Genomic DNA, 23791 nt, shown 5'->3' on the forward strand with positions numbered 1-23791 from the left:
ACCCGCATGCTGACGTACGAGAACGTGCTGAACGCACCCCTGGACAAGCTCCGGACCGCGGTCACCGACTGGACGGCCATGGCCGGCAAGCTCGACGAGATGGCCGAGGCCGCCCGCAACGGCATGAAGGCGAAGTCCGACAAGGCCGAGTGGAGCGGGGTCACCGCCGGGGTGGCGCGCGGGTTCGTCGACAAGACGGCGAAGGAGTTCGAGGACGCGGCCAAGGCGGCCAAGGGGATGCACCAGGTCCTCGCCGACGCCCACGCCACCCTCAAGGCCGCCCAGGACGAGCTGAAGCGGCTCGCCGCGGAGGCCCCGGCGGCCGGCTTCCGGATCGACGCCACCGGTCGGGTCAGCGCCGTCCCCCTCCCCACCGAGGCCGAGCGGAACGCGGCCCGCCACGACCCCGACTACCAGCAGACCCTCAACGCGAACCGCAACGTCTGGCAGTCCCAGGTCAACCGGGCCGTCGAGAACGCCCAGGACGCCGACGACTCCCTGGTCCGCGTACTCCGGGCGAACGTGACGGACGAACACGACTTCAGCGGGCCGAAGTTCACCACCCTCGACGCCGAGCAGGCGGCCCGCGCCGCCGACCTGATGAAGAAGGTCACCGGCGCCGGCGGCACCGCCCGCAACGTCGAGGCGCTGCGCGAGCTGGAGGAGCTGCTGGACGACAACCGCGAGGACCCCGAGTTCTCGACGGGCCTGTTCCGGACCATCGGGGCCGAGGGCACGCTGCAGATGTACTCCGCGATGTCCCTGGACGCGACGAGCCTGGGCGCCGCCGGCAAGGACCGGGCGCTGATGGTCGCGAACATCCAGAGCGACATGGGCGCGATGCTCGGCCTGGCCACCCACAAGGACGTACCGGGCCACCTGGACGCGGCCTGGACGGCCCAGCTGATGAAGGCCGGGCACAAGGAGATGGCCGTCTTCGGCGGTGTCCGGCAGATCTACGGCTACCAGGCACTCGGCGCGCTGCTGCGCGAGGGGAAGTACGACACCGAGTTCCTGACTTCGGTCGGCCGCGACATGATCGCCATGGACCGCAAGGACCCGCAGGCCTGGGAGTTCCACACGCCGATCGGCCTGGAGACCGTCCTGAACCAGGGCCCGGAGGGCGGCCGCGGCTTCTACCCGCTGACCGGGCTCATGGAGGCGCTGGGCAACAACCCGGACGCGGCGACGGCCTTCTTCAACGAGCCGGTCCGCGAGGACAGCAACAAGGACGGCATCGTCACGAAGGACGACAAGCCGGTTGGCGGGCAGCACGGCAAGGACCGCGGCATGGTCGACTACATGCTCGACAAGAAACCGTACATGGACGGCTTCGACATCACCCGCACCGGCGACCTCCGCCCGGCCCAACAAGCCCTCGGCGACGCCCTGCTGGCGGCGGTGTCGGGCCGCAGCCCGGGCGACGAGGACGCGAAGCCCGTGCCGCACACGGAGGCGATGACGGCCGTCATGGAACGGATCGTCGAGAAGGTCGGCGACAAGCCGGAGCTGGTGGATGCGAAGCCGGGGGACCCGGAGGGGCCGCTGAACGGCCTGTCCGGTCACTTCGGCCAAATGGCGGCGGAGTACATGCCGGACATCCAGGCGGCGGCGGACAACAACAGCCGCACGATCAAGGCCAACGGTGTGATGGCCGAGTTCGACAAGGCTGGCATGGCCAGGTTCATCGGGGCGGTGGGACAGGATCCGGACGCCTACGGCGCGATGACCACGGCGCAGCGGACTTTCACCACTGCCCTGGTCAGTGACGTGTTCGCCCATCAGGGCGAGTACGACGACGTCGACGCGGCGATCAAGGTCGCGGTGCATCCGGGCGGAGAGATCGCCGGCATGCTCTCCCAGGCCCGAGCCGAGGGCACGTTCGGGGCGAATGCGCATAAGGCGGAGGAGTACGTCAAGGGCGTCGAGGAAAACGCCAAGTGGGTCAATCGCGGCATCAGTGCTGCAGGCGGAAAGTACCTGGAACTGGTACCCCTCGCCGGGGACGTGGTGGGAGCACTGCAGGAGGACATCACCGCGAGCGTGGTCGAGGGGGCGAAGGAGGACGCCGCGAAGAAAGTGGAGGGCAGCAATCAGCAGGCGGGAACGGACTTCACGAGGTCGCAGACGGCCGCGTCGACCGCCGCCGCTGATTCGGTGCGCATCGCGGCGCGTGGGTCGGGATTGTCCGAACGTACGGTCAACTCCTATGCAGGTGTCGCCTCCACCGAGGCGGCGAACGCGCATTCGGTGGGTCGCGGCCTCGTGGCGACGATGAACGGCGGATCCTGATGTCCCGGGTGCGCATCCCGTGTGCGCTGGTCGCTGTGGCCGTGGGAACCGCGATGCTGGCCGGCTGCTCCGACGGCAAGGAGTCGGCCTCGCCCGAGCTGCCCTCGTCCACCTGCTTCGGGGTGTTCACTCCGGCCGAACTCGCTCCCTTCGTGGGTACCGGTGACGAGGTGCGAGTCGACTCCCCGGGAGACCTCCGCCTGACCGCAGGCCGAACCAAGGCCACTTGCAACATCGAGGTCGACGGCAAGCCGCGCTTGACCGCTTCGGCGGAGCGCAGGCCTGCGGGACAGGAGGTCACTTGGGGTTCCGAGGTGGAGAAGCACCGACCCGAGGTGCTGCCCTACGCCGGCAACAGCAAGCTGTGGGACAGCGGGGCCGCTGTTGTCCTCGGGTGTACGGGGTCAGCTGAAGCCTTCGACCTCACGTTGTTCATCGATGCCGTGCCGGACGGGCTGAAACAGGAGGAGCGGCGCCCCGCATTCGCCGCGCTGATGCAGACGTTCATGGAGTCGGCGCGGCAGCAGGCCGGCTGCGACACATAGCGCGGCGGCGGCAGTGAAGGCGAAGGCCGCTCGGGGTGCGCCTGCCGCCGAGCGGCCTTCGCCCTCCAGGGCGTGGCCGGGGTTCCGGCGTGCGGCTGTGGTGGTGTCCTCGACCGTACGGGGGCCGGCGCCGGGCCGGAGAGGAGGCGGGTCGGGCCGCAACAGGGTTGGCGTGCGGCTGTGGTTCACAGGCCTAGGACCCGGGGCGGAGGGCGGGATCGGTCGAACGGACAGGGTCGAAACGGGGCTGTGCACCTTACGCTGGGCCGATGAGCGCCCTCGAACCCCGCGTGCCGCAGAGAACCGCAGCCCTCCCCACCCCGCCGCGGGACAGCGGTGTCATGGGCCCCGCGTACCGGACGCTCAGCATCGGGATCATCTCGGTCGTCTTCCTCATCGCCTTCGAGGCGACCGCCGTCGGCACGGCCATGCCCGTCGCCGCCCGCGAGCTCGACGGGATCGGGCTCTACGCCTTCGCCTTCTCCTCCTACTTCACGACCAGCCTCTTCGGCATGGTCCTGGCCGGCCAATGGGCCGACCGGCACGGTCCGCTCAAGCCGCTGACCGTCGGGATCGCCGCCTTCGCCTCGGGACTCCTGGTCTCCGGGACTGCCGGCGCGATGTGGGTGTTCGTCTGCGGCCGCGCCGTACAGGGCTTCGGCGGCGGGCTCGTCATCGTCGCGCTGTACGTCGTCGTCAGCCGGGCCTACGAGGAGCGGCTGCGGCCCGCGATCATGGCCGCCTTCGCCGCCAGCTGGGTCGTCCCCTCCATCGTCGGACCGCTCGCCGCCGGCACGGTCACCGAGCACCTCGGCTGGCGGTGGGTGTTCCTCGGCATACCCGTGCTCGTCGTCGTACCGCTCGTCGTCGCACTGCCCGCCATACGCCGGACCGCCTCCGGTCCCGTCGACGGCGAGCCCCGCGCCTTCGACCGGCGGCGCATCCGGCTGGCGCTCGGGATCTCCGTCGGCGCGGGCCTGCTCCAGTACGCCGCCCAGGACCTGCGGTGGCTCTCGCTCGTACCCGGCATCGCCGGCGCGGCCCTGCTGGTGCCCGCCGTGCTGGGGCTGCTGCCGCGCGGGACCTACCTGGCCCGGCGCGGGCTGCCGTCCGTGGTGCTGCTGCGCGGGGTCGCCGCGGGGGCGTTCGTCGCCGCCGAGAGCTTCGTACCGCTGATGCTCGTCACCCAGCGGGGGCTGAGCCCGACCATGGCCGGCTTCTCTCTCGCGCTGGGCGGGGTGACCTGGGCGGGTGGCTCCTGGGTGCAGTCGCAGGGCCGGACGGCCCCGTACCGGGAACGGCTGATGGTCATCGGCATGGTGCTGGTGGCTCTGGCCATCGCCGCCGCGCCCGCCGTGCTCGTCGAGTCCGTCCCCGTGTGGACGCTGGCGCCGGTCTGGGCCGTGGGATGCCTCGGGATGGGCCTGGTGATCGGCTCCACGAGCGTGCTGCTGCTGAAGCTGTCCCCGCCGCAGGAGGTCGGTGCCAACTCCGCCGCCCTGCAGATCTCCGACGCCCTCGCCAACGTAGTCCTGCTGGCCGCCGGCGGCGCCGCCTTCGCCGCGCTCGGCGGCGGGGCGGTCGGGGCCGCGCACGCCGTGACCGCCGCCGGGGCGGGTGCCTCGCACCCCGCCGCCTTCGCGGTGGTGTTCCTGCCGATGGCGTGCGTGGCACTGGTGGGAGCGTGGGTCGCGACCCGGCTGGAGCCCGCCGAGGGCTGAGCCCCGGAAGCACGGGTGCCGCGCCCCCCGATCGGCGGCTGCATCCGGCGCCATGAACGGGATCACCGTCGGGTTCCCCTGGCACCGAGTTCGCCGAGTTCGCCGAGTTCGCCGGGCTTGGCGATCTGGCCGATGCCACAGGGTGCCCGCCCGAGGACGTCGTACGGCAGGCCGTGCGGGCCCGCGTGCGGGCCGAGCGGGACGAGGTCGCGCAAGCGGCCGGACGGCCCGCCGACCCCCATGCCCCCTCCTGCGGAGGCTCGGCCAGTGGACACCACCGGGCCCCGCCGGCACCTCCCCCTCACCTCCCCCTCGCCTCCCCCCCGCCGAGGTCCGGGCTCGCGGTCCCTGGTGCCGCGCCTCGCCGCGTTGTCCTCGCGATCCTTCCCTCGGCCTGCGGGCCGGGTCAGGGCCCGTGCCGCCAGAACCCGCTCCCTGATCCGGCCTGCACCCCCTACGCCGCCACGCCCTACCCCGCCACGCCCGCCCGGCCGGGGTCGGCCCGTCGAGCCGCGCGCCCCCGGCCTGCCGGACCTGGCGGTGCACCGGCCGCGCGCCCGCACATCCGGGACGCCGGCGTACGAAGGACCCGAACGAGGACCCGTACGAGGACCCGTACGGGCAGGCCGCCGCGCTGCTGCACGGCATCGCCACCCACCACCCCCTCGTCGCCGGCGGCCGCGACCCTCCCCGCCGTCAACGGCGTCGACCTCGCCGACGTGGACCAGGAACGCGCCTACGCCCTGGTCATCGACGTGGCGGCCGGGCACGAGACGGAGATCGCGGAGATCGCGGCGATCGCCGCCCGGCTGCGCTCCATGTGACGCTCGCCGCACCGCCCGAGGTCACGGGCCTGTCCCTCCGCAAGGGGCGGGCCCGCCCCGGTAGGGTGGCCCGGTTGTCCTACGTACGACCGCCTGCCCCGTACCGAGTACGCCGAGAGCACGAACCGGAGACCGTGACTACTACCGCCTCCCACCACCTCTCACCAGCCTTCCCCGGCCGTGCCCCGTGGGGCACCGCCAGCAAGCTGCGCGCCTGGCAGCAGGGAGCGCTGGACCGCTATATCCAGAACCAGCCCCGGGATTTCCTCGCCGTCGCGACCCCGGGCGCAGGCAAGACCACCTTCGCCCTCACCCTCGCCTCCTGGCTGCTGCACCACCACGTGGTGCAGCAGGTGACCGTCGTCGCGCCCACCGAGCACCTGAAGAAGCAGTGGGCCGAGGCCGCCGCCCGGATAGGCATCCGGCTCGACCCCGAGTACTCGGCGGGGCCGCTCAGCAAGGACTACCACGGGGTCGCCGTCACCTACGCCGGTGTCGGCGTGCGCCCCATGCTCCACCGCAACCGCTGCGAGCAGCGCAAGACCCTGGTGATCCTCGACGAGATCCACCACGCCGGTGACTCGAAGTCCTGGGGCGAGGCCTGCCTGGAGGCGTTCGACCCGGCGACCCGCAGGCTCGCGCTGACCGGTACGCCCTTCCGGTCCGACACCAACCCCATTCCGTTCGTGACCTACGAAGAGGGCAACGACGGGATCCGGCGGTCCTCCGCCGACTACACCTACGGCTACGGCAACGCCCTCGGCGACGGCGTCGTCCGGCCGGTCATCTTCCTTTCCTACAGCGGCAACATGCGCTGGCGGACCAAGGCCGGCGACGAGATCGCCGCCCGGCTCGGCGAGCCGATGACCAAGGACGCCATCTCGCAGGCCTGGCGCACCGCCCTGGACCCGCGCGGCGACTGGATGCCGAACGTGCTGCGCGCCGCCGACCGGCGGCTCACCGAGGTCCGCAAGGGCATCCCGGACGCGGGGGGGCTCGTCATCGCCTCCGACCAGGACTCGGCCCGCGCGTACGCCAAGCTCATCCGGGAGATCACCGGGACCAGGCCGACCCTGGTGCTGTCCGACGACACCGGGGCGTCGAAGAACATCGACACCTTCAGCGCGAACGACGACCGCTGGATGGTCGCGGTCCGCATGGTGTCCGAAGGCGTCGACGTACCGCGCCTCGCGGTCGGCGTGTACGCGACGACGATCTCCACCCCGCTGTTCTTCGCACAGGCCGTCGGACGCTTCGTGCGTTCGCGCAGGCGCGGCGAGACGGCGTCCGTGTTCCTCCCGACCATCCCCTACCTCCTCGGCTTCGCCAACGAGATGGAGGTCGAGCGCGACCACGTCCTCGACAAGCCGAAGAAGCAGGGCGAGGAGGACCCGTACGCCGAGTCCGAGAAGGAGATGGACGAGGCGAACCGGCAGGAGGACGAGGACACCGGCGAGGACGAGCAGATGTCCTTCGAGGCGCTGGAGTCCGACGCCGTCTTCGACCGGGTGCTGTACGACGGCGCGGAGTTCGGCATGCAGGCGCACCCGGGCAGCGAGGAGGAGCAGGACTACCTCGGCATTCCCGGGCTGCTGGAACCGGACCAGGTGCAGATGCTGCTGCAGAAGCGGCAGTCCCGGCAGATCGCGCACAGCAGGCGCAAGCCCGACACGGAGGCGGACCTGCTGGAGCTGCCGGCCGAACGGCGGCCCGTGGTTTCCCACAAGGAACTGCTGGAACTACGCAAGTCGCTCAACACGATGGTGGGCGCCTACGTCCACCAGAGCGGCAAGCCGCACGGCGTGATCCACACGGAGCTGCGCCGCGTCTGCGGCGGGCCGCCGAGCGCGGAGGCGACCGCGGGGCAGATCCGCGAGCGCATCAAGAAGGTGCAGGAGTGGGCGACCCGTATGCGGTGAGTCCGGTGATTTCACCCAGTACGTGTGACGGGGTCCGTGCGGAGGTTCGCACGGACCCCGTCGTCGTCCCGTCGTTTCCGCACCTGTGCGAATCGTTGTCACGAAACGACACTTGAGGCGATCAGGAAACGGCACAAACAGGTAGCACGCGCCCGGATTCTGGACGAGCCCTTCCGCTGAGCGGACCTGCTCGCTACATTCCCCGCATCGAACGCACCGTGGCAGCGCCGCCGCGGGAGCGCAGCCGGTGCAATGGCCGCTACCGGCGGCCTCTCCTGTGCGCCGCCGCGGGACCGGCGGTGTGCCACCGCGAGAGTCACCGCCGCTCACCGAAAGAGGGAGAGGCGTCGTGACCGCGGAAACCTCCCAGACTCTCGACAGAGGGCTCAGAGTCCTCAAACTGCTCGCCGACACCGACCACGGTCTGACCGTCACCGAGCTCTCCAACCGCCTCGGCGTCAACCGCACGGTGGTCTACCGGCTCCTGGCCACCCTCGAACAGCACGCCCTGGTCCGCCGTGACCTCGGCGGCCGGGCCAGGGTCGGGCTCGGGGTGCTGCGGCTGGGCCGGCAGGTGCACCCGCTGGTGCGCGAGGCCGCCCTGCCCGCTCTGCGGTCCCTCGCCGAGGACATAGGCGCCACCGCGCACCTGACCCTCGTCGACGGCACCGAGGCGCTCGCCGTCGCCGTCGTGGAGCCGACCTGGACGGACTACCACGTGGCCTACCGGGCCGGGTTCCGGCACCCGCTGGACCGCGGGGCCGCAGGGCGGGCCATTCTGGCCGCCCGTCAGGGCTCCCTCATCGAACCGGGGTACACGCTGACCCACGGCGAGCTCGAAGCGGGCGCCAGCGGGGCTGCGGCGCCGCTGGTGGGCATCAGCGGGCTGGAGGGCAGCGTCGGCGTCGTCATGCTGGCCGACGCCGTGCCGGAGCGGGTGGGGCCGCGCGTGGTGGACGCGGCGCGGGAGGTCGCCGACGCCCTTCGCTAGGCCGCGGGCCCGGCGGACAGGGGTGGGTGCTGTTCGCTGCCGGGTGCGGCGCCGTTGCCGGGGGCGCTGCCCCCGGGCCCCCGCGCCTCAAACGCCGGCGGGGCTGGATCGTGCGGCGGGCCGGAGTTGTGCGGCGGGGCTGGTAGGGGGCGTGGGCGGATAGATTGGGCGGGTGCTCTCTCGTCTCACACGTCTGCCGCGTCCCGCCGCCCTGGCCGTCTGCGCCGTGCCCGTGCTCGGGCTGTTCGCCGCCGCGGCCTTCGCGCCGCTGCCCTTCGTGGTCGCCGTGCCCGGGCTCACGGCCGACGTTCTGGGCTCCGACCAGGGCAAGCCCGTCATCAGCGTCTCAGGGGCCCCGGTCAGGGACACCAGCGGCCAACTGCGGATGACCACCATCCGGGCCACCGGGCCGTCCTCGACGATGAAGCTGCCCGAGCTCGTCGGCCACTGGTTCAAGACCGATCAGGCGGTCCTGCCCAGGGAGGCGGTCTACTCCTCCGGTGGAAGCGACGAGGAGATCGAGAAGCACAATCTGGAGGAAATGGCCAAGTCCCAGTCGGCCGCCGCCGATGCCGCCCTCGGCTTCCTCCACAAGGATCCCAAGGACGTGAAGGTCGGCCTCAACCTCGCCGACGTCGGCGGTCCGAGCGCCGGGCTCCTCTTCTCCCTCGGCATCGTCGACAAGCTCGACGGCGACGGCAGCGGCGGCGACCTCACCGGCGGCCGCACCATCGCCGGTACGGGCACCATCACCGCCGACGGCAAGGTCGGCGCCGTCGGCGGTGTGGCCCTGAAGACCCAGGCCGCGCGGCGCGACGGGGCCAGCGTGTTCCTCGTACCGAAGGACGAGTGCGCGGACGCGCAGTCGGAGCTGCCCGAGGGGCTGCAGCTGGTGCCCGTCACTTCGCTGACGGACGCGGTGAACGCTCTTCGCGCGCTGAACCGGGGAGAGCCTGCCCCGTCCTGCTGACATCCGGCTCGCGCTCCATCCCGCGCCAGGCCGGGAAGACCAGCGGGGCGAGCGTCGTGAGCAGGTACGTGCCGCCGAAGAGCAGCAGCGCCGTGCCGACCCCGAGGCCGTCGACGAGCAGGCCCGCGGCGAGTCCGCCCAGCGGCATGGTCAGCTCGCAGCCCGCCGTGGTCACCCCCGCGACACGGCTGCGCAGTTCCTCGGGGACCCGCTCGTACAGGACCGTGGACAGGATCGGGTTCAGCATGCCCGCACCCAGGCCGGCCAGCGCCATCGTCACCGCGAGCGGCAGCGTCGTGTCGGTGAGGGCGGCCACCGCGTACCGGGTCGCGCCGGACACCAGGAAGGCCGCCGCGAACACCGCCCGGCGCGGGAACCGCTCGCCCCACACCCCGTAGAGCAGGGCGCCCAGCAGCGCGAAGCCGCCGAAGAGGGAGATCATCAGGCCGATCGTGGTGGCGCCGCCGAGGGCGTCCCGGCCGTGCACGGGCAGCAGGACCGAGGACCAGCCCTGGTCCAGGCCGTTGGTCATCATGACCATCACGGTGATGCCCAGCAGCAGCCGGGAACGGGTCAGGAACGCCCAGCCCTCGGCGAGTTCGGCGCGATAGGCCGCGAACGAGACCTTGCCGGAGGCGCGTTGCGGCTCGGCCGCGGGAACCCCGTGCAGGAAGGCGCAGACGAGCAGCGCCGACACCCCGAAGGTGGCCGCGTCCAGCAGCAGTACGGTCTCGGCGCCGAACGCCGCGATCAATACGCCGGCCACGGCCGCCCCGACCATCCGTGCCCCGCGCGAGACCGCGTCGTAGAGGCTCGCGGCCCGGGAGAGGGTGGTGCCGGCGTGCTCGGCGAGGTTGGGCAGGAGCACGCCGCGGGCGGTCAGCCCGGGGGTGTGCACGAGGCCGCCGACGGCCATCAGCGCGCACAGCATCCAGAACTCCAGCACGCCCAGGTGGTGCAGCAGCGGGATCGCGCCGACCGACAGGCCGCAGATCAGGTCGGAGGCGGCGGAGACGCGGCGGCGGCCGATCCGGTCGATGACCGGTCCGCCGACCAGGGCGGCCACGATGACGGGCAGGGTGGCGCAGAAGGCGACGACGCCGGCCCGGCCGGCGCTGCCCGTGGTCTGGAGCACGAACCACGGCACGCCGATCAGGGTGAGCGAACTACCGGCTATGGAGACCGTGTTGGCGGCCAGTACGGCGGCCAGCGGGCGCCGGCTCGTGGGGCGTAAGGCCCGGCTGCGGGCATGGTCGACGGAGGGCACGGCGAACTCCTTCGGTGCGGTGGTGGTCGCGCGGTGTGCCGGTGTGCCGGTGACCGGTGCGCGGTGCGGCGGGCAGGGTGCGGCGGAGGCCGGGCGCGGCGGGAGGGCGGGGCGGCGGGCGCGGGGGGAGGGCGGGTGCGGGCCGCTACTCGGACGCGGCGCGCGGGAGGACGTGCGTGTGGATGCGGACGGTCCGGGTGTCCTCCGCCTCGGGCAGGTCCCGGTAGGCGTTGACCACGTCGTGCAGCCGGCCGACCAGTTCCTCGCTCTGCCCGGGCGTCAGCCGCAGGGTGAAGTCGCTGAGGTCGGCGCCGGGTTCCCAGCGGCCCAGCCGGGTCTGGGCCTCGGAGATCCAGGCGGAGACCTCCTGGGTGTGGTTCGCGGCGACGGCCTGCAGGAAGACCGCGGCCGCGCTGCTCGTGGCCGGGTCGGCGTCGTGGATCAGCGATCCGTCGAAGCCGGTGCCCTCGTGCGCGGCCTGCCACCAGCGCTCCCGGCCCTTGCCGTGCCCGACCGCGTCCTCGACGAAGCCGTGCGCGGCGAGCTGGCGCAAGTGGTAGCTGGTGGATCCGCTGGACTCCCCGAAACGCTCGGCGAGTTGGGAGGCCGTGGCCGGGCCCTTCCGGCGCAGGTCGGCCAGCAGCTGCATCCGCAGGGGGTGGGCGAGGCCGCGCAGGGCGCGGGCGTCGAGCATGCGGAGGGTGGGCTCCACGGGCTCCCGCCCCTCGGCGGGCGCGTTCTCGGGACGGCTCTCGGGGCGGCTCTGGGGACGGCTCTCGGGCATGCCTCGACTCTAGTGATGCAAAGATTTCTCTGCAAGCATTTGTTTGCACAGAACTCTTTGCATCACTGGGCGCGGGTGTCGTCCTCCGCGGCCTGCTCCACCAGCGGGATGATCCGGAACGGCACCGGGTTCTCCATCACGATCGCCGTCGAGGCCCTGACGATCCCGTCGAAGCCGACGACGCGGTCGATCACCCGCTGGAGGTCGGCGTTGGAGCGGGCCACCAGCCGGCACAGCATGTCCCCGTGACCGGTGGTGGTGTGCAGCTCCAGCACCTCCGGGACCCCGTCCAGGTGGGCCCGTACGTCGGCTCCCTGCCCCTGCTTGATCTCCAGCGTGGCGAAGGCGGTCACGGGATACCCGAGGGCCGTGGGATCGACCTGCGGGCCGAACCCGCGGATGACCCCGCTCGACTGGAGCCGGTCCAGACGCGCCTGCACCGTCCCGCGGGCCACGCCCAGCCGGCGCGAGGCCTCCAGCACCCCGATCCGGGGCTCGCGGGCCAGCAGGACGATGAGCCGGCCGTCGAGATCGTCGATGCCCATGAAAGCCTCCGGACACCCACGCATGCTCGTGGGTGGTCATAGTGCACAGATGCTTCAATCATCCTCCGGCGATGCTGGGCAGTTTGTACAGTCATTCAGGAAACTATTGCGCAGCTTGTGGATCGGCGGGACTCTGCGCTCATGACTGAGACCCTCGACACCACCCCGCACACCGCGCGTGAGGCAGACCCCTTCCCGGTGAAGGGCATGGACGCGGTCGTCTTCGCCGTCGGCAACGCCAAGCAGGCCGCGCACTACTACTCGACCGCCTTCGGCATGAAGCTCGTCGCCTACTCCGGACCGGAGAACGGCAGCCGCGAGACGGCCAGCTACGTCCTGACCAACGGCTCCGCCCGCTTCGTGCTGACCTCGGTCATCAAGGCGACGACCGACCACGGCCGCTTCCTCGCCGAGCACGTCGCCGAGCACGGCGACGGCGTGATCGACCTCGCCATCGAGGTGCCGGACGTCCGCGCGGCGTACGCCTACGCCGTCGAGCAGGGCGCCCGCGGCCTGGACGAGCCCTACGAGGTCAAGGACGAGCACGGCACGGTCGTACTGGCCGCCATCGCGACCTACGGCCAGACCCGCCACACCCTGGTGGAGCGCGGCGACTACACCGGCCCCTACCTGCCGGGCTACGCCGCCGTCGAGCCGATGGTCGAGGCCCCGGCCAAGCGCACCTTCCAGGCCATCGACCACTGCGTCGGCAACGTGGAACTCGGCCGCATGAACGAGTGGGTCGCCTTCTACAACAAGGTCATGGGCTTCACGAACATGAAGGAGTTCGTGGGCGACGACATCGCGACCGAGTACTCGGCGCTGATGTCCAAGGTGGTCGCGGACGGCACCAAGAAGGTCAAGTTCCCGATCAACGAGCCGGCGATCGCGAAGAAGAAGTCGCAGATCGACGAGTACCTGGAGTTCTACAACGGCCCCGGCGTCCAGCACATCGCGCTGGCCTCGAACGACATCGTCTCCACGGTCCGCTCGATGCGCGCCGCCGGCGTCCAGTTCCTCTCCGTCCCGGACACCTACTACGACACCCTCGGCGAGTGGGTCGGCGACACCCGCGTGCCGATCGACGAGCTGCGCGAGCTGAAGATCCTCGCCGACCGCGACGAGGACGGCTACCTGCTGCAGATCTTCACCAAGCCGGTGCAGGACCGCCCGACGGTCTTCTTCGAGATCATCGAGCGCCACGGCTCGATGGGCTTCGGCAAGGGCAACTTCAAGGCGCTGTTCGAGGCCATCGAGCGCGAGCAGGAGAAGCGCGGCAACCTCTGAGGTCGCGCACGTGCCTCCAGGCCCCCGGCCGGCGCCGGGGGCCTGGGGCGTGCCGATCGGGCCCGGCCGGGCCCGCGTCGCTCTGCACCGCGGGCCCGGCCGACGGGGTCCGCACGACACGCTCCAGGGCTGCCGTCGGCCCCGGTGCGCGGGGTCGGGCGCGCGCCGCGTGGTGCCCTCCGGAGGGGAGTGGGCCAAAACGCGGCGCGCTGCCCTTTCGCACACCGGGCCGCACGAGCGGCCGCGCCACACCGACCGGCTGCGCCCGCCGGACTGCGGGCCGGGGTTTCGTCAGCGGGCGGTCGGTGAGGGCTTCGGGTCCGCCTTGGCAGCGGGCTTCGGCTCCGGCTTCGGGTCGGGCTTCGGAAGCTCCGGCTCGACCCACGGCGTGACCGGCTGCAGGTGCTCCGGGCCGCCCGGCGGCGGCTGCCCGATCGACGCCAGCGCCTCCTTCGCCAGCGGCCCGCGCACCGGCGAGAAGTACGGGTTCGTCCGCAGCGCCTCCTGCAGGTGTCGCCGCGCCCCCGCCTCGTCGCCCAGGGCCCGCTCGATCATCGCCCGGTGGTAGGCGAAGTCGGCGCTGCGCAGCCCCGGTTCCGTCGCCTTCTTCGCGTACTCCAGAGCCGCCGTGTGGTCGCCCGCCCGGTGCAGCGCCCACCCCAGCGCGTCCGCCGCCTGCATGCTCTTGTGCCGCTCCCACTCCTGCGACAGCCGGCGCACCGCCGCCGCCGGATCCCCGTGGTCCGCCTCGTACAGGCCCAGGACCACGTCGGCGTCCACCCCGTTCGCGCCGTCCCGGACCGCCATCGTCGCCAGCGCGTCGTACTGCGCGCGCGCCTCCTGCTCCCGGCCCAGCGACTCCAGCAGCTCGCCCAGCTCCCGGGCCAGCTGCGGCACCGGGGTCCGCCCCAGCGCCATCCGGTAGTCCCGCACCGCCTCCCCGCCGCGCCCCAGCGCCGCCAGCGCGCGGGCCCGGCCGGCCAGGGCCTCCGCCTGTGCCGGATCCGTCCGCAGCGCCCCCTCGTACTGCCGCAGCGCCTCCGCGGCGTCACCCCGCTCCCAGGACAGCTCGCCGAGCCGGAACAGCGCGTACGCCTTCTCCGCGGGCGCCTGCGCCGCGGCCGCCGCGGACTCCATCGACACCACCGCGTCCTCGCGCCAGCCGCGGTCCCGGTAGACCTGCGAGGCCCTGATGTGCGCCACCAGCCCCGGCCGCAGCTCCAGCAGCAGCTCCATCGCCTTCTGGGCGCCCTTGTAGTCGCCGAGCCCCGTGTACGCGTCCACCAGCACCGGGTACGCCGTCCACCGCCGCGGCGCCTGCGCCCGTACCAGCTCGCCCCACTTCCGGGCGGTCCCGAAGTCCCGACGGGCATTGGCCAGCGCGCCCATGCCCGTCATCGCGTCGAAGTTGCCCTTCTCCACCGGGCGCACCTCCAGCGACCGCTTCAGGGCCTTCTCCGCCTTCGGGTACCAGGCCGAGTCCGCCGTCCGCCGCGCCTGTTCGAGGTAGGCGGAGCCCAGCACGGCCCAGGAGGCGTCGTCGTCGGCGTGCGACGCCACCCACTTCTCCCGGTCCGCCACCAGCGCCACCACGTCCGTCGCCGAAGCGGGCGCACCCATGGCCACCGCCGCGGCGGCGCGTTCGCTCGGCCCCGGCGGGCGCGCGTCGTCAGCGGTCCGGGCCGGGCGGATCAACAGGGCCCCGGCGATCAGGACCACCGCCACCCCGGCGGCCACGAGCGTCTTGCGGCCGGTGAAGGTCACGGGCGGCGCCGGCGTCTGCGAATCCTCGTCGATACGGTCCATGGGGTCACTGTGCGTCAATATGAAGAGCATGCCGGGGTGTCCGAAGACGTGCGCGGCCGTGTTCACACCGATGGCCCCGGCTGCCACGCTGGCCCCATGGATGATGACCTCTCCGCACGTCTGCGAGCGAGCCTCCTCGAAGGCCTCCCCGCCGACGCCCTGCTCACCGACCCCCAGGTGACCGCCTCCTACGCCACCGACATGGCCAGCTTCTGCGCCGCCGGCACCCCGGCGGTCGTCGTCCTGCCCCGGACCGTCGAACAGGTCCAGCACGTCATGCGCACCGCCACCGCCCTACGGATCCCCGTGGTCCCGCAGGGCGCCCGGACGGGCCTGTCGGGCGGCGCCAACGCCACCGACGGCTGCATCGTGCTGTCCCTGGTGAAGATGGACCGGATCCTGGAGATCAGCGCCGTCGACCGGATCGCCGTCGTCGAACCGGGCGTCGTCAACGCCGTCCTCTCACGGGCCGTCGCCGAACGGGGCCTGTACTACCCGCCCGACCCCTCCAGCTGGGAGCAGTGCACCATCGGCGGCAACATCGGCACCGCCTCGGGCGGCCTGTGCTGCGTCAAGTACGGCGTCACCGCCGAATACGTCCTCGGCCTCGACGTCGTCCTCGCGGACGGGCGCCTGCTGCGCACGGGCCGGCGCACCGCCAAGGGCGTCGCCGGATATGACCTCACCCGGCTCTTCGTCGGCTCCGAGGGCAGCCTCGGGATCGTCGTCCAAGCCGTCCTCGCCCTCAGGCCGGCGCCGCCCCGGCAACTGGTCCTGGCCGCCGAGTTCCCCTCCGTCGCAGCCGCCTGCGAGGCCGTGTGCGCCGTCATGGAGGCCGGGCTGACCCCCTCGCTGCTGGAGCTGATGGACCGTACGACCCTCCACGCCGTCAACGCCCTCGGCAGGATGGGACTGCCCGAGGCCACCGAGGCGCTGCTGCTCGCCGCCTTCGACACCCCGCACGCCCCCGAGGACCTCGCCGCCGTGGGGGAGCTGTGCACCGCCGCCGGAGCCACCGCCGTCGTGCCCGCCGAGGACCAGGCGGAGTCGGAACTGCTGCTCCAGGCCCGCCGGATGGCCTTCCCCGCCCTGGAGGCGCTCCGGCCCGCCACGATGATCGACGACGTGTGCGTGCCGCGCTCCCGGCTCGGGGAGATGCTCGACGGGACCGCCGCCATCGCCCGCGCCCAGGGCCTCCTCATCGGCGTCTGCGCCCACGCCGGCGACGGCAACACCCACCCGATCGTCTGCTTCGACCCCGCCGACGAGGACGAGACGCGGCGGGCCCGCGAGTCCTTCGGCGAGATCATGGGACTCGGCCTCTCCCTCGGCGGGACCATCACCGGCGAACACGGCGTCGGCGTGCTGAAGAAGGAATGGCTCGCCCGTGAACTCGGCCCGGTCGGACTGGAGATGCAGCGCGCCGTCAAGCAGGCTTTCGATCCACTGGCGCTCCTCAACCCCGGCAAGCTCTTCTGACCGTACGAGGCGCAGGCCGCTCGGATTCCGCAGGGTGCGCGCGATCCGGCGCCCGCGCGGATTGCGCGGACCGCGCGGCGTCCAGGGGCCGTTCGTCATCACAGGTCCCCGTCCGCCGACTCGCCCGACGGCCACGGGTCGCGCAGCCACAGGTCGTCGGCCGGGGTCGGGGCGAGCAACTCGGCCAGCGCCGCGTCCAGACCGAGCCGCTCGGACTCGCTGCCGGGCGGGACGACGCGCAGGGTCCGCTCCAGCCAGGCCGACACGGACAGCGCCGGGGCCTCCAGGAGGGCGTCGCCGTCGGGCGAGCTGAGCGCCATGCAGAGCACGGCCTCGTTGTCGACCTTCGTGGGCCAGATCCGGACGTCGCCGTGACCGCACGGGCGGAACACGCCCTCAACGAGCAGCTCGCGGGCGAAGGTCCAGTGGACAGGGGCGTCCGAGCCGGCGTGGAAGGTGACGTGGACGGCGTACGGGTCTTCCGTGAGGTAGAGCAGGCGTGCGGGCACGGCGATGCTGCGCTCGGGTGACAGGACCAGCTGCAGTTCCAGCTCGCGCTCGATGACGGGGTGGTGCATGACTGCCTCACTTCGGTTCGGTGCGTGGCGCCGGATGGCGCCCCACACCCGCAGAGAGCTCCCGTGTGCCCGGGTATGACGCGACTGCCCGCGACGAGCGCAAGATTGGCCGATTCCTGTCGGCTGACCGAAAACCGTCGTATGGAGTGACGTTCGCTCAATGGCTTGGATTCTCCCGTTACCGGACCTGTCGGCCCACGGTTCTTGGCTATGGTCCTCCCCTTGCACAAGCCTCAAGCCACGATCGGAGTTGGGGACATGACGGCCTCCCCTGGTGACGGCGAGCACGCGGCCCGCGAGGGCTACTACCCGGATCCGTCCATCCCGGGGTACATCCGGTACTGGAACGGCGCGGCCTGGGTCCCGGGTACGAGCCGCCCTGCCCCGGCGGCGCACGCGCCCGTCCCCGCGCCCGCGCCCGTCCCCGCGCCCGCGCCCGTTCCCGCGCCCGCCCCCGCTCCGGTCCGCCCGCTCACCGCCCAGGCTCCCCTCGCCGCGCCCGCCGTCCGCGCCGACGAGACGGGGCCGGTCTTCCTGGACGAGACCTCCGTGACCGAGGCGCTGCCGGAGCCCGCGCCGGAGCCCGCGCCGGCTGCGGCGCCGGCGCCCGTGGCAGCGCCGGTACCGGCGGTGTGGCAGGCCGACCCCGTGCACCAGGCCGGCTTCGGCGGGCCCCGCGACCGCCGGGTGTCGTGGGGCAGCCCGCAGGACGCCGATGCGGAGCCCGCCCCCGCCCCCGCCCACGAGCCCGCGCCTGCTTCTGTGCCCGCGCCCGCACCCGCCCTCGCGCCCGAGCCCGCGGCTGCTCCCACGCCCGGGCCCGGGCAGCCGCCGGCCCGGCCCGCGGGGATCTCCCTGGCCCGTACGCCGTCCTCCGCGGCGGCGCCCGCGAGACGCCCCGCGCAGTCCTCCGAGGGCATCCTGTCGGCGCGCTCCCCGGCCGCGCAGGCCCCGGTGGCCCCGGCGGCCCCCGCATGGCCCGACGCCCCCGGAGCGGGCGGCACCGGCCCTTCCGGGGTCACCTCCTCCTGGCCCGAGGCGGCCCCCACCCCCGCCCCCGCCCCCGCCCCGGCCCCCGTCCCGGCCCCCGCTCCCACGCCCGCCCCGGCTGCCGAGCGCGCCCCCGCGCCCGCCCGGCCCGAGGTGTGGGAGCCCCGGCCCGACGGCGTCCGCCCGAAGGTGCCGCAGCCCGCCGCGGACGCCGCCCCGGCGGAGCCGGAGGCCCGGGGCTGGGAGCCGCGCGGATCCGAGGAGGCCCGCCCGGGCGCCCGTACCGGCCGCGCCGGAACCCCCCGGGCCGTCTTCGAGCAGATGGCGGAACGGGCCGTGCGCCCCGCCGGGCTGGTGCGCCGCACCCTCGCCCGGGCCCTGGACTCCCTCGTGTTCGGCGCCGTGGCCGCCGCCGTCGCCCTGCCCCTCCTGCCCGGGGCCACCGCCCACGTCCAGGCCAAGGTCGACGCGGCCCGGGCGAGCGGCCGCACCACCACCGTCTGGCTGCTCGACCAGACCATCGCCGGCAGCCTCGGTACGGTCTTCGGGGCCGTCCTCCTCTTCGGCCTCTTCTACGAGGTGCTGCCCACCGCCCGCTGGGGCCGCACCCCGGGCAAGAAGCTGCTGGGCGTCCGCGTGCTGGCCACCGCCACCCTGCGCCCGCCGTCCTTCGGCGCCGCCCTGCGCCGCTGGCTCGTGTACGCCTTCCTGGGCCTGCCCGGCAGCCTCTGGTGCCTCGTGAACCGCCCGCGCCGACAGGCCTGGCACGACAAGGCGGCCAAGACGTATGTGGCCCGCTAAGGGCTGTCCCGCAATCCCCGGCGGGCGCACGACGGCAGCCACTGCACCCCGCCGCGTTGTCGGAACGCCCGGATACGGCCCCGTATCAGGACGCTCCTGCGCCTTGCGGTGCACCGCATCCGACGCCGCGCGCTGAATTACCGGGGATCACGGGACAGCCCTTACCGGGTGTCCAGCCACGAATGGACGCGGTTCCGTTGCGGGCGCGGCGGACCCGGGTTCGACTCGGGCCATGAGTACCGACCAGCCGCCGCCGGGCCAGCCGCCCGAGGAAGACCCGTTCCGCAAGAAGCCCGAGGAACCGACACCTCCCTCGGGCGGTTCGCCGTACGGACCGCCGCCCCCCGGAAGCGGCGGACCGCCGCCCCCGGGCGGCCCGGGCCCCGGCGGCGGGGGATATCCGCCCCCTCCGCCCCCGTACGGCGGTGGAGGCGACCCGTACGGCGGGGGCGGCGGCTACGGCATGCCCGACCCGCTGGCCGGCATGCCCCCGCTCGCCGACTTCGGCAAGCGGCTCGCCGCGCGCGTCATCGACGTGGTGATCGTCGCCGTCCCGCTGTTCCTCATCCAGCTGGCCTTCGGCACGAACCGCTACATGGTCGAGACCGACCGGGGCGAGGACGTCAGCGAGGTCTTCACCAAGTCGTACAGCGGCAGCGGTCTGTTGATGACCCTGATCTCGATCGTCGCCTACCTCGGCTACGACTGGTGGTTCACCAAGAAGGACGGCAAGACGGTGGGCAAGAAGGCGATGGGCCTGCGCGTCGCCATGCTCAACGACGGCACCGTGCCGAACTCCGGCACGTCCCTGACCCGGGCCGCCGTGCTCTGGCTGCCGACCCTGATCTGCTGCTTCTGCCTGTGGCCGATCGCGCTGATCATCTCCATCCTCGTCGACAAGCCGTACAAACAGGGCCTGCACGACAAGGCGGCCAAGACCGTGGTGGTCCAGGCCTAGGCGGCCCCAGGTCACGGCGGACCGCACGCGCACACGCGCGCAACGCACGCCTGCGACGCGGGCGGCCTCCCCCCGAGGGAGGCCGCCCGCGTCGCGTCGTGCACCGGCGGAGGGTGCGAAGTCTCAGTGGTGGACGGGGTGTTCGGCCGATGCCGTCCGGGGGTCGGGCACCCGGGCGTCCTGCGTCGCCCCCGCGGCGGACGCGGTCGGCGCGGCGGCGCCCGTACGGGCCGCGTGGCGGCCGCGGCGCCTGGGAACGGGCGCGGTGAGGGCGACGAGCAGACCCAGGGCGAGCGCGGCGGCGGAGATGACCGCGACGCCGAGCCCGGTGCTCGTCTGAGAGAGCAGCAGCATGGCGATCGTCGACACGATGACCGTGGCGGACCCGTACGCGAGCTGTGCGGCAGTCGGACGCGGCATGGCGATATCCGTCCTCGGTGAGGGGGAGGGGGAGTCGGCTCAACCAACGTCGCGCGTCAAGTGACTCTAAGACGGGGATGCCCGGGGCGAGCCGCCGGTAAGCGTGACCTAACACACGGTGCCGGAGCACAGGGGGCGCACGGGGTCACTTTTCGCGCCCGGGTAGGGGCCCGGCTAGGGGGAGAAAGGGGACGGTACGGACCCGTATCGGGGTCGGGAAGCGCCCTTCGCCCCATATGGCAGGGGAACGTCCGGATAGCGGAACTCCCTGACCGCATAGTGCAGTTGTAAGGTTCAAGTCAAGGTCTGTCTTTTCTCGCGTCTCTCCGGTCAAATGTCGTCACTTGAGACGCGCGCCGCGCGGAACCCCCCGCTCCTATGGAGAAGTTCCGAACTCAGACGTTGCGGCCGCGGGAGGGGAACGACATCAAGTGACCAGCAATTCCGCCAGACGGCGTGCGATTCGCGCTGCCGCCGTCACCGTGACCATGGCCGCATGTGCGACCAGTGCAACCTTCTTCACCGTCACCGCGGCCCAGGCCGAGGGCAAGGCCCCGGCCGCCCCGGTGGCCGACCGGCAGGACCCGACCACTCCTGCCAAGGTCGTCGAGCACGACCTCAAGGGCCCGTTCAGCGAGCAGCAGGCCCAGCAGCGCAAGGCCGCCCTGGACCAGGTCCTCCAGGGCAAGAAGGGCGTCGAGCAGCGCGGCGCCTCCAAGGTCGTCAAGCTCGACGACAAGAAGTACGTCGAGCTCGGCCGCGAGAAGACCGACAAGATCTTCACGATCCTCGTCGAGTTCGGCGACCAGGTCGACAGCACGACCATGCACGACCCGGACGGTCCCGGCCCCAAGCCGGCCGTGCCGAAGTACGGTGGCACGCCCGGTCCGATGCACAACACGATCGCGCAGCCCGACCGTGCCAAGGACAACAGCACGGCCTGGCGCAAGGACTTCAGCCGTGAGTACTTCCAGGACCTGTACTTCGCCAGCGGCGAGGGCAAGCACTCCCTGAAGACGTACTACGAGAAGACCTCCTCGGGCCGCTACTCGGTCGAGGGCGAGGTCGCCGACTGGGTCAAGGTCCCGTACAACGAGGCCCGTTACGGCTCCAACTACTGCGGCCAGTCCAACTGCTCCAACGTCTGGGACACCGTCAAGGACGGCGTCACGGCGTGGGTCGAGGCGCAGAAGAAGGCCGGGAAGACCGACGCCGAGATCAAGGCGAAGCTGGCCCAGTACGACCTGTGGGACCGCTACGACTTCGACGGCGACGGCAACTTCAACGAGCCCGACGGTTACATCGACCACTTCCAGATCGTCCACGCGGGCGAGGACGAGTCGGCCGGCGGCGGCGTGCAGGGCCCCGACGCCCTGTGGGCGCACCGCTGGTACGCCTACGGCACCGCCGCGGGCAAGACCGGCCCGGACAACAACAAGGCCGGCGGCACCCAGATCGGCAACTCCGGCATCTGGGTCGGCGACTACACCATGCAGCCCGAGAACGGCGGCCTCGGTGTCTTCGCCCACGAGTACGGCCACGACCTCGGCCTGCCCGACCTCTACGACACCAGCGGTGGCGGCGAGAACGGCGTCGGCTTCTGGTCCCTGATGTCGGCCGGCTCCTGGCTCGGCACCGGCAAGGACTCCATAGGCGACATGCCGGGCGACATGACCGCCTGGGACAAGCTCCAGCTGGGCTGGCTGAACTACGACACGGCCAAGGCCGCGACGAAGTCCACCCACAAGCTCGGTGTGTCGGAGTTCAACACCAAGGACAAGCAGGCCCTGGTCGTCGAACTGCCGAAGAAGAAGGTCCAGACGGACGTCGTCGCGCCCGCCGAGGGTTCCACCCAGTGGTGGAGCAACATGGGTGACGACCTCAAGAACACCCTCACCCGCTCCGTCGACCTGACGGGCAAGTCGTCCGCCGCCCTGTCCCTCAAGGGCTGGTGGGACATCGAGGCCGACTACGACTACCTCTACACCGAGGTGTCCACGGACGGCGGCGCCACCTGGACGGCCCTCGCCGGCACCGCCGACGGCACGGCCATCCCGGCCGATGCCTCCGGCAGCCCGTCGCTCACCGGTGTCTCGGGCGCCTGGAAGAACCTCAACTTCCCGCTCGACGCCTACGCGGGCAAGAAGGTCGACCTCCGCTTCCGCTACCAGACGGACGGCGGCGCGGGCGGCAAGGGCTTCACGGCCGACGCCCTCACCATCACCGCGGACGGCTCCGCGCTGTTCACCGACGGCGCCGAGAACGGCGACAACGGCTGGACCGGCAAGGGCTTCTCGCGGATCGGCGCCGGCTTCACCAAGGAGTACGCGCAGTACTACCTGGCCGAGAACCGCCGCTACGTGTCGTACGACTCCACCCTCAAGGTGGGCCCGTACAACTTCGGCTTCGGCAACACCAAGCCGGACTGGGTCGAGCACTACCCGTACCAGGACGGTCTGCTCATCTGGCAGTGGGACACCAGCCAGAAGGACAACAACACCAGCGTCCACCCGGGCCAGGGCCTGATCCTGCCGATCGACGCCAACGCCAAGCCCATGAAGTGGGCGGACGGCACCCTGCTGCGGAACAAGATCCAGCCGTACGACGCGGCCTTCAGCGCGTACTCCACGGACGCGTTCACGCTGCACAAGAACGGCGAGTCGCTGTTCCTGAAGCCGAAGCCCGCGAACCTGGTCTTCGACGACCGCACCCCGGGCAAGTACTACTCCGACGAGAACCCGACCGGATCGGTGAAGGTCACTGACACCAACACCAAGATCAAGATCCTGAAGGAGACCTACGACGGTGAGGTCATGACCGTCGAGGTTGGCCCCTCGAAGAAGTAATCCGGTAAATCTGCAGGTCAAAGCATGATCGGCCGTCGCCCTCTAGCGGGCGGCGGCCGATCGCGTTTAGATGCCCCGGTACGAGGTTCTTATTGACGGGGGAGATGGCAGCCATGCCCGGTGGAGGTTTCGTCAGATTGCCAGGCGGCAGCGTGGTCGTTGCGCTCACGCTGCCGAGGCCGTCCGGTGAGGGCGGAAATGTCCGCGTGCTGGTGCACGCCGCGAACCGGGCCCGCGCCCTGACCAGGCTGCGGAACCTCGGCATGCGGGCCGTGTACCTGCGGGGCAACGCGCAGCCGCCCACACCCGACGAGGTGACGGCCGTCCTGCACCATCCTGACGGCCTGCTGTGGCGCGGCGCACCCGACCGGGCACAGGAGCTCTGGCACCCCATCCGGGCCCTGCTGGGCACCTAGGGGGCGCCTGGCCGTCATGCGGGCTCGCGGCGCAAGGCACCGCGCCTCGCCGCGTCGTCCTCGGCCCCGCCCTCGGCCCTGAGGTCCCGGGGAGGCCCCATGGCGCCATGCGCCGTTCCCTGATCCGGCCCGATCGACAGGACACCCCCTCGGGGTGCGGCCGGGTCTCGGAGCCCAGGGAGTGCCGTCAAAGTGGCGTCGGCCGTCCGAAGGGCGGGGCAGGCCCCACCGGCCAGGCGGGACTTTGACGGCACGACCTAGTGCTGTGACCGGGAAGGTTCGCCGGGTTGGGTGGTCAGGCCGCGGTGGGTAGGGGTCTGCCGCCCCAGCGGAGGCCTCTTTCGCTGCGGAT

General features: G+C 72.2%; 19 protein-coding genes. 12 read left to right on the forward strand and 7 right to left on the reverse strand.

The window, feature by feature from the left end; genetic code table 11:
* Positions 1–6 precede the first annotated feature (6 nt).
* The 3 genes from AB0F82_RS28735 (at position 7) to AB0F82_RS28745 (ending at position 4558) form a co-directional block, all read left to right on the forward strand.
* Positions 7–2292 (forward strand): hypothetical protein, encoded by a 2286-nt coding sequence (locus AB0F82_RS28735; protein WP_362632507.1) that lies wholly within the window; start codon positions 7–9, stop codon positions 2290–2292.
* A 35-nt stretch (positions 2293–2327) separates the two neighbouring features.
* Positions 2328–2837 carry a hypothetical protein gene (locus AB0F82_RS28740; RefSeq protein WP_362632509.1) on the forward strand — a complete coding sequence of 170 codons (510 nt, stop codon included), beginning with the start codon at positions 2328–2330 and terminating at the stop codon, positions 2835–2837.
* A 269-nt stretch (positions 2838–3106) separates the two neighbouring features.
* Positions 3107–4558: an MFS transporter gene (locus AB0F82_RS28745; protein ID WP_362632511.1), complete on the forward strand. Its 1452-nt coding sequence runs from the start codon at positions 3107–3109 to the stop codon at positions 4556–4558.
* Positions 4559–4620: 62 nt separating this feature from the next.
* Here AB0F82_RS28745 and AB0F82_RS28750 read toward each other — a convergent pair whose 3' ends face one another.
* The gene (locus tag AB0F82_RS28750; protein ID WP_362632513.1) at positions 4621–4800 is read right to left on the reverse strand and encodes a hypothetical protein; all 180 of its coding nucleotides are present in this window, start codon (positions 4798–4800) and stop codon (positions 4621–4623) included.
* A gap of 716 nt (positions 4801–5516) precedes the next feature.
* Between AB0F82_RS28750 and AB0F82_RS28755 the strand changes: the two genes are divergently transcribed.
* The 3 genes from AB0F82_RS28755 to AB0F82_RS28765 all read left to right on the forward strand — a co-directional run bounded on the left by AB0F82_RS28755 (position 5517) and on the right by AB0F82_RS28765 (position 9262).
* The gene (locus tag AB0F82_RS28755; RefSeq protein ID WP_356815162.1) at positions 5517–7301 is read left to right on the forward strand and encodes a DEAD/DEAH box helicase; all 1785 of its coding nucleotides are present in this window, start codon (positions 5517–5519) and stop codon (positions 7299–7301) included.
* A 349-nt stretch (positions 7302–7650) separates the two neighbouring features.
* Positions 7651–8292, forward strand: coding sequence for an IclR family transcriptional regulator (locus AB0F82_RS28760; protein ID WP_030662724.1), 642 nt, complete (start codon positions 7651–7653; stop codon positions 8290–8292).
* A gap of 172 nt (positions 8293–8464) precedes the next feature.
* On the forward strand, positions 8465–9262 hold the full coding sequence (locus AB0F82_RS28765) for a S16 family serine protease (protein WP_362632516.1): 798 nt from the start codon (positions 8465–8467) through the stop codon (positions 9260–9262).
* Here the strand turns inward: AB0F82_RS28765 and AB0F82_RS28770 are convergent.
* The 3 genes from AB0F82_RS28770 to AB0F82_RS28780 form a co-directional block, all read right to left on the reverse strand.
* Entirely contained in the window at positions 9192–10529 is a 1338-nt protein-coding gene (locus AB0F82_RS28770) for an MFS transporter (protein ID WP_362632519.1), read from the reverse strand. The two genes, AB0F82_RS28765 and AB0F82_RS28770, sit on opposite strands and share 71 nt — an antisense overlap.
* A 145-nt stretch (positions 10530–10674) precedes the next feature.
* A complete protein-coding gene (locus AB0F82_RS28775; protein WP_436842177.1) occupies positions 10675–11313 on the reverse strand; it encodes a helix-turn-helix domain-containing protein in 639 nt (212 codons plus the stop codon).
* Between the two features lie 62 nt (positions 11314–11375).
* A complete protein-coding gene (locus tag AB0F82_RS28780; RefSeq protein ID WP_362632521.1) occupies positions 11376–11858 on the reverse strand; it encodes an Lrp/AsnC family transcriptional regulator in 483 nt (160 codons plus the stop codon).
* A 141-nt stretch (positions 11859–11999) separates the two neighbouring features.
* Here AB0F82_RS28780 and hppD point away from each other — a divergent pair, with 141 nt between their 5' ends.
* The gene (hppD, locus tag AB0F82_RS28785) at positions 12000–13145 is read left to right on the forward strand and encodes a 4-hydroxyphenylpyruvate dioxygenase (RefSeq protein ID WP_356815167.1); all 1146 of its coding nucleotides are present in this window, start codon (positions 12000–12002) and stop codon (positions 13143–13145) included.
* 291 nt (positions 13146–13436) lie between these two features.
* Here the strand turns inward: hppD and AB0F82_RS28790 are convergent, their stop codons facing one another.
* Complete coding sequence (locus tag AB0F82_RS28790; RefSeq protein WP_362632523.1) at positions 13437–14951, reverse strand: tetratricopeptide repeat protein; 1515 nt, start codon at positions 14949–14951, stop codon at positions 13437–13439.
* Positions 14952–15047: 96 nt separating this feature from the next.
* On the opposite strand from AB0F82_RS28790, the gene AB0F82_RS28795 reads away from it, so the two are divergent.
* Complete coding sequence (locus AB0F82_RS28795; RefSeq protein ID WP_356815169.1) at positions 15048–16430, forward strand: FAD-binding oxidoreductase; 1383 nt, start codon at positions 15048–15050, stop codon at positions 16428–16430.
* Positions 16431–16528: 98 nt separating this feature from the next.
* Here AB0F82_RS28795 and AB0F82_RS28800 read toward each other — a convergent pair whose 3' ends face one another.
* Entirely contained in the window at positions 16529–17008 is a 480-nt protein-coding gene (locus tag AB0F82_RS28800) for an SsgA family sporulation/cell division regulator (protein ID WP_362632526.1), read from the reverse strand.
* A 258-nt stretch (positions 17009–17266) separates the two neighbouring features.
* On the opposite strand from AB0F82_RS28800, the gene AB0F82_RS28805 reads away from it, so the two are divergent.
* Together AB0F82_RS28805 and AB0F82_RS28810 are read left to right on the forward strand one after the other, a co-directional pair.
* Positions 17267–18799, forward strand: a complete 1533-nt coding sequence (locus AB0F82_RS28805; protein ID WP_362632528.1) for an RDD family protein — start codon at positions 17267–17269, stop codon at positions 18797–18799.
* A gap of 232 nt (positions 18800–19031) precedes the next feature.
* Positions 19032–19757 (forward strand): RDD family protein, encoded by a 726-nt coding sequence (locus tag AB0F82_RS28810; protein WP_362632530.1) that lies wholly within the window; start codon positions 19032–19034, stop codon positions 19755–19757.
* Between the two features lie 123 nt (positions 19758–19880).
* Here AB0F82_RS28810 and AB0F82_RS28815 read toward each other — a convergent pair whose 3' ends face one another.
* Entirely contained in the window at positions 19881–20177 is a 297-nt protein-coding gene (locus tag AB0F82_RS28815) for a hypothetical protein (RefSeq protein ID WP_362632532.1), read from the reverse strand.
* A 488-nt stretch (positions 20178–20665) separates the two neighbouring features.
* Here AB0F82_RS28815 and AB0F82_RS28820 point away from each other — a divergent pair, with 488 nt between their 5' ends.
* Together AB0F82_RS28820 and AB0F82_RS28825 are read left to right on the forward strand one after the other, a co-directional pair.
* Positions 20666–23023: an immune inhibitor A domain-containing protein gene (locus tag AB0F82_RS28820; protein ID WP_362632534.1), complete on the forward strand. Its 2358-nt coding sequence runs from the start codon at positions 20666–20668 to the stop codon at positions 23021–23023.
* 113 nt (positions 23024–23136) lie between these two features.
* Positions 23137–23439 carry a hypothetical protein gene (locus AB0F82_RS28825; protein ID WP_030825287.1) on the forward strand — a complete coding sequence of 101 codons (303 nt, stop codon included), beginning with the start codon at positions 23137–23139 and terminating at the stop codon, positions 23437–23439.
* Positions 23440–23791 lie beyond the last annotated feature (352 nt).

The sequence above is a fragment of the Streptomyces virginiae genome (assembly GCF_040638905.1).
In the GTDB taxonomy this organism is placed as follows: Bacteria; Actinomycetota; Actinomycetes; order Streptomycetales; family Streptomycetaceae; genus Streptomyces; species Streptomyces virginiae_B.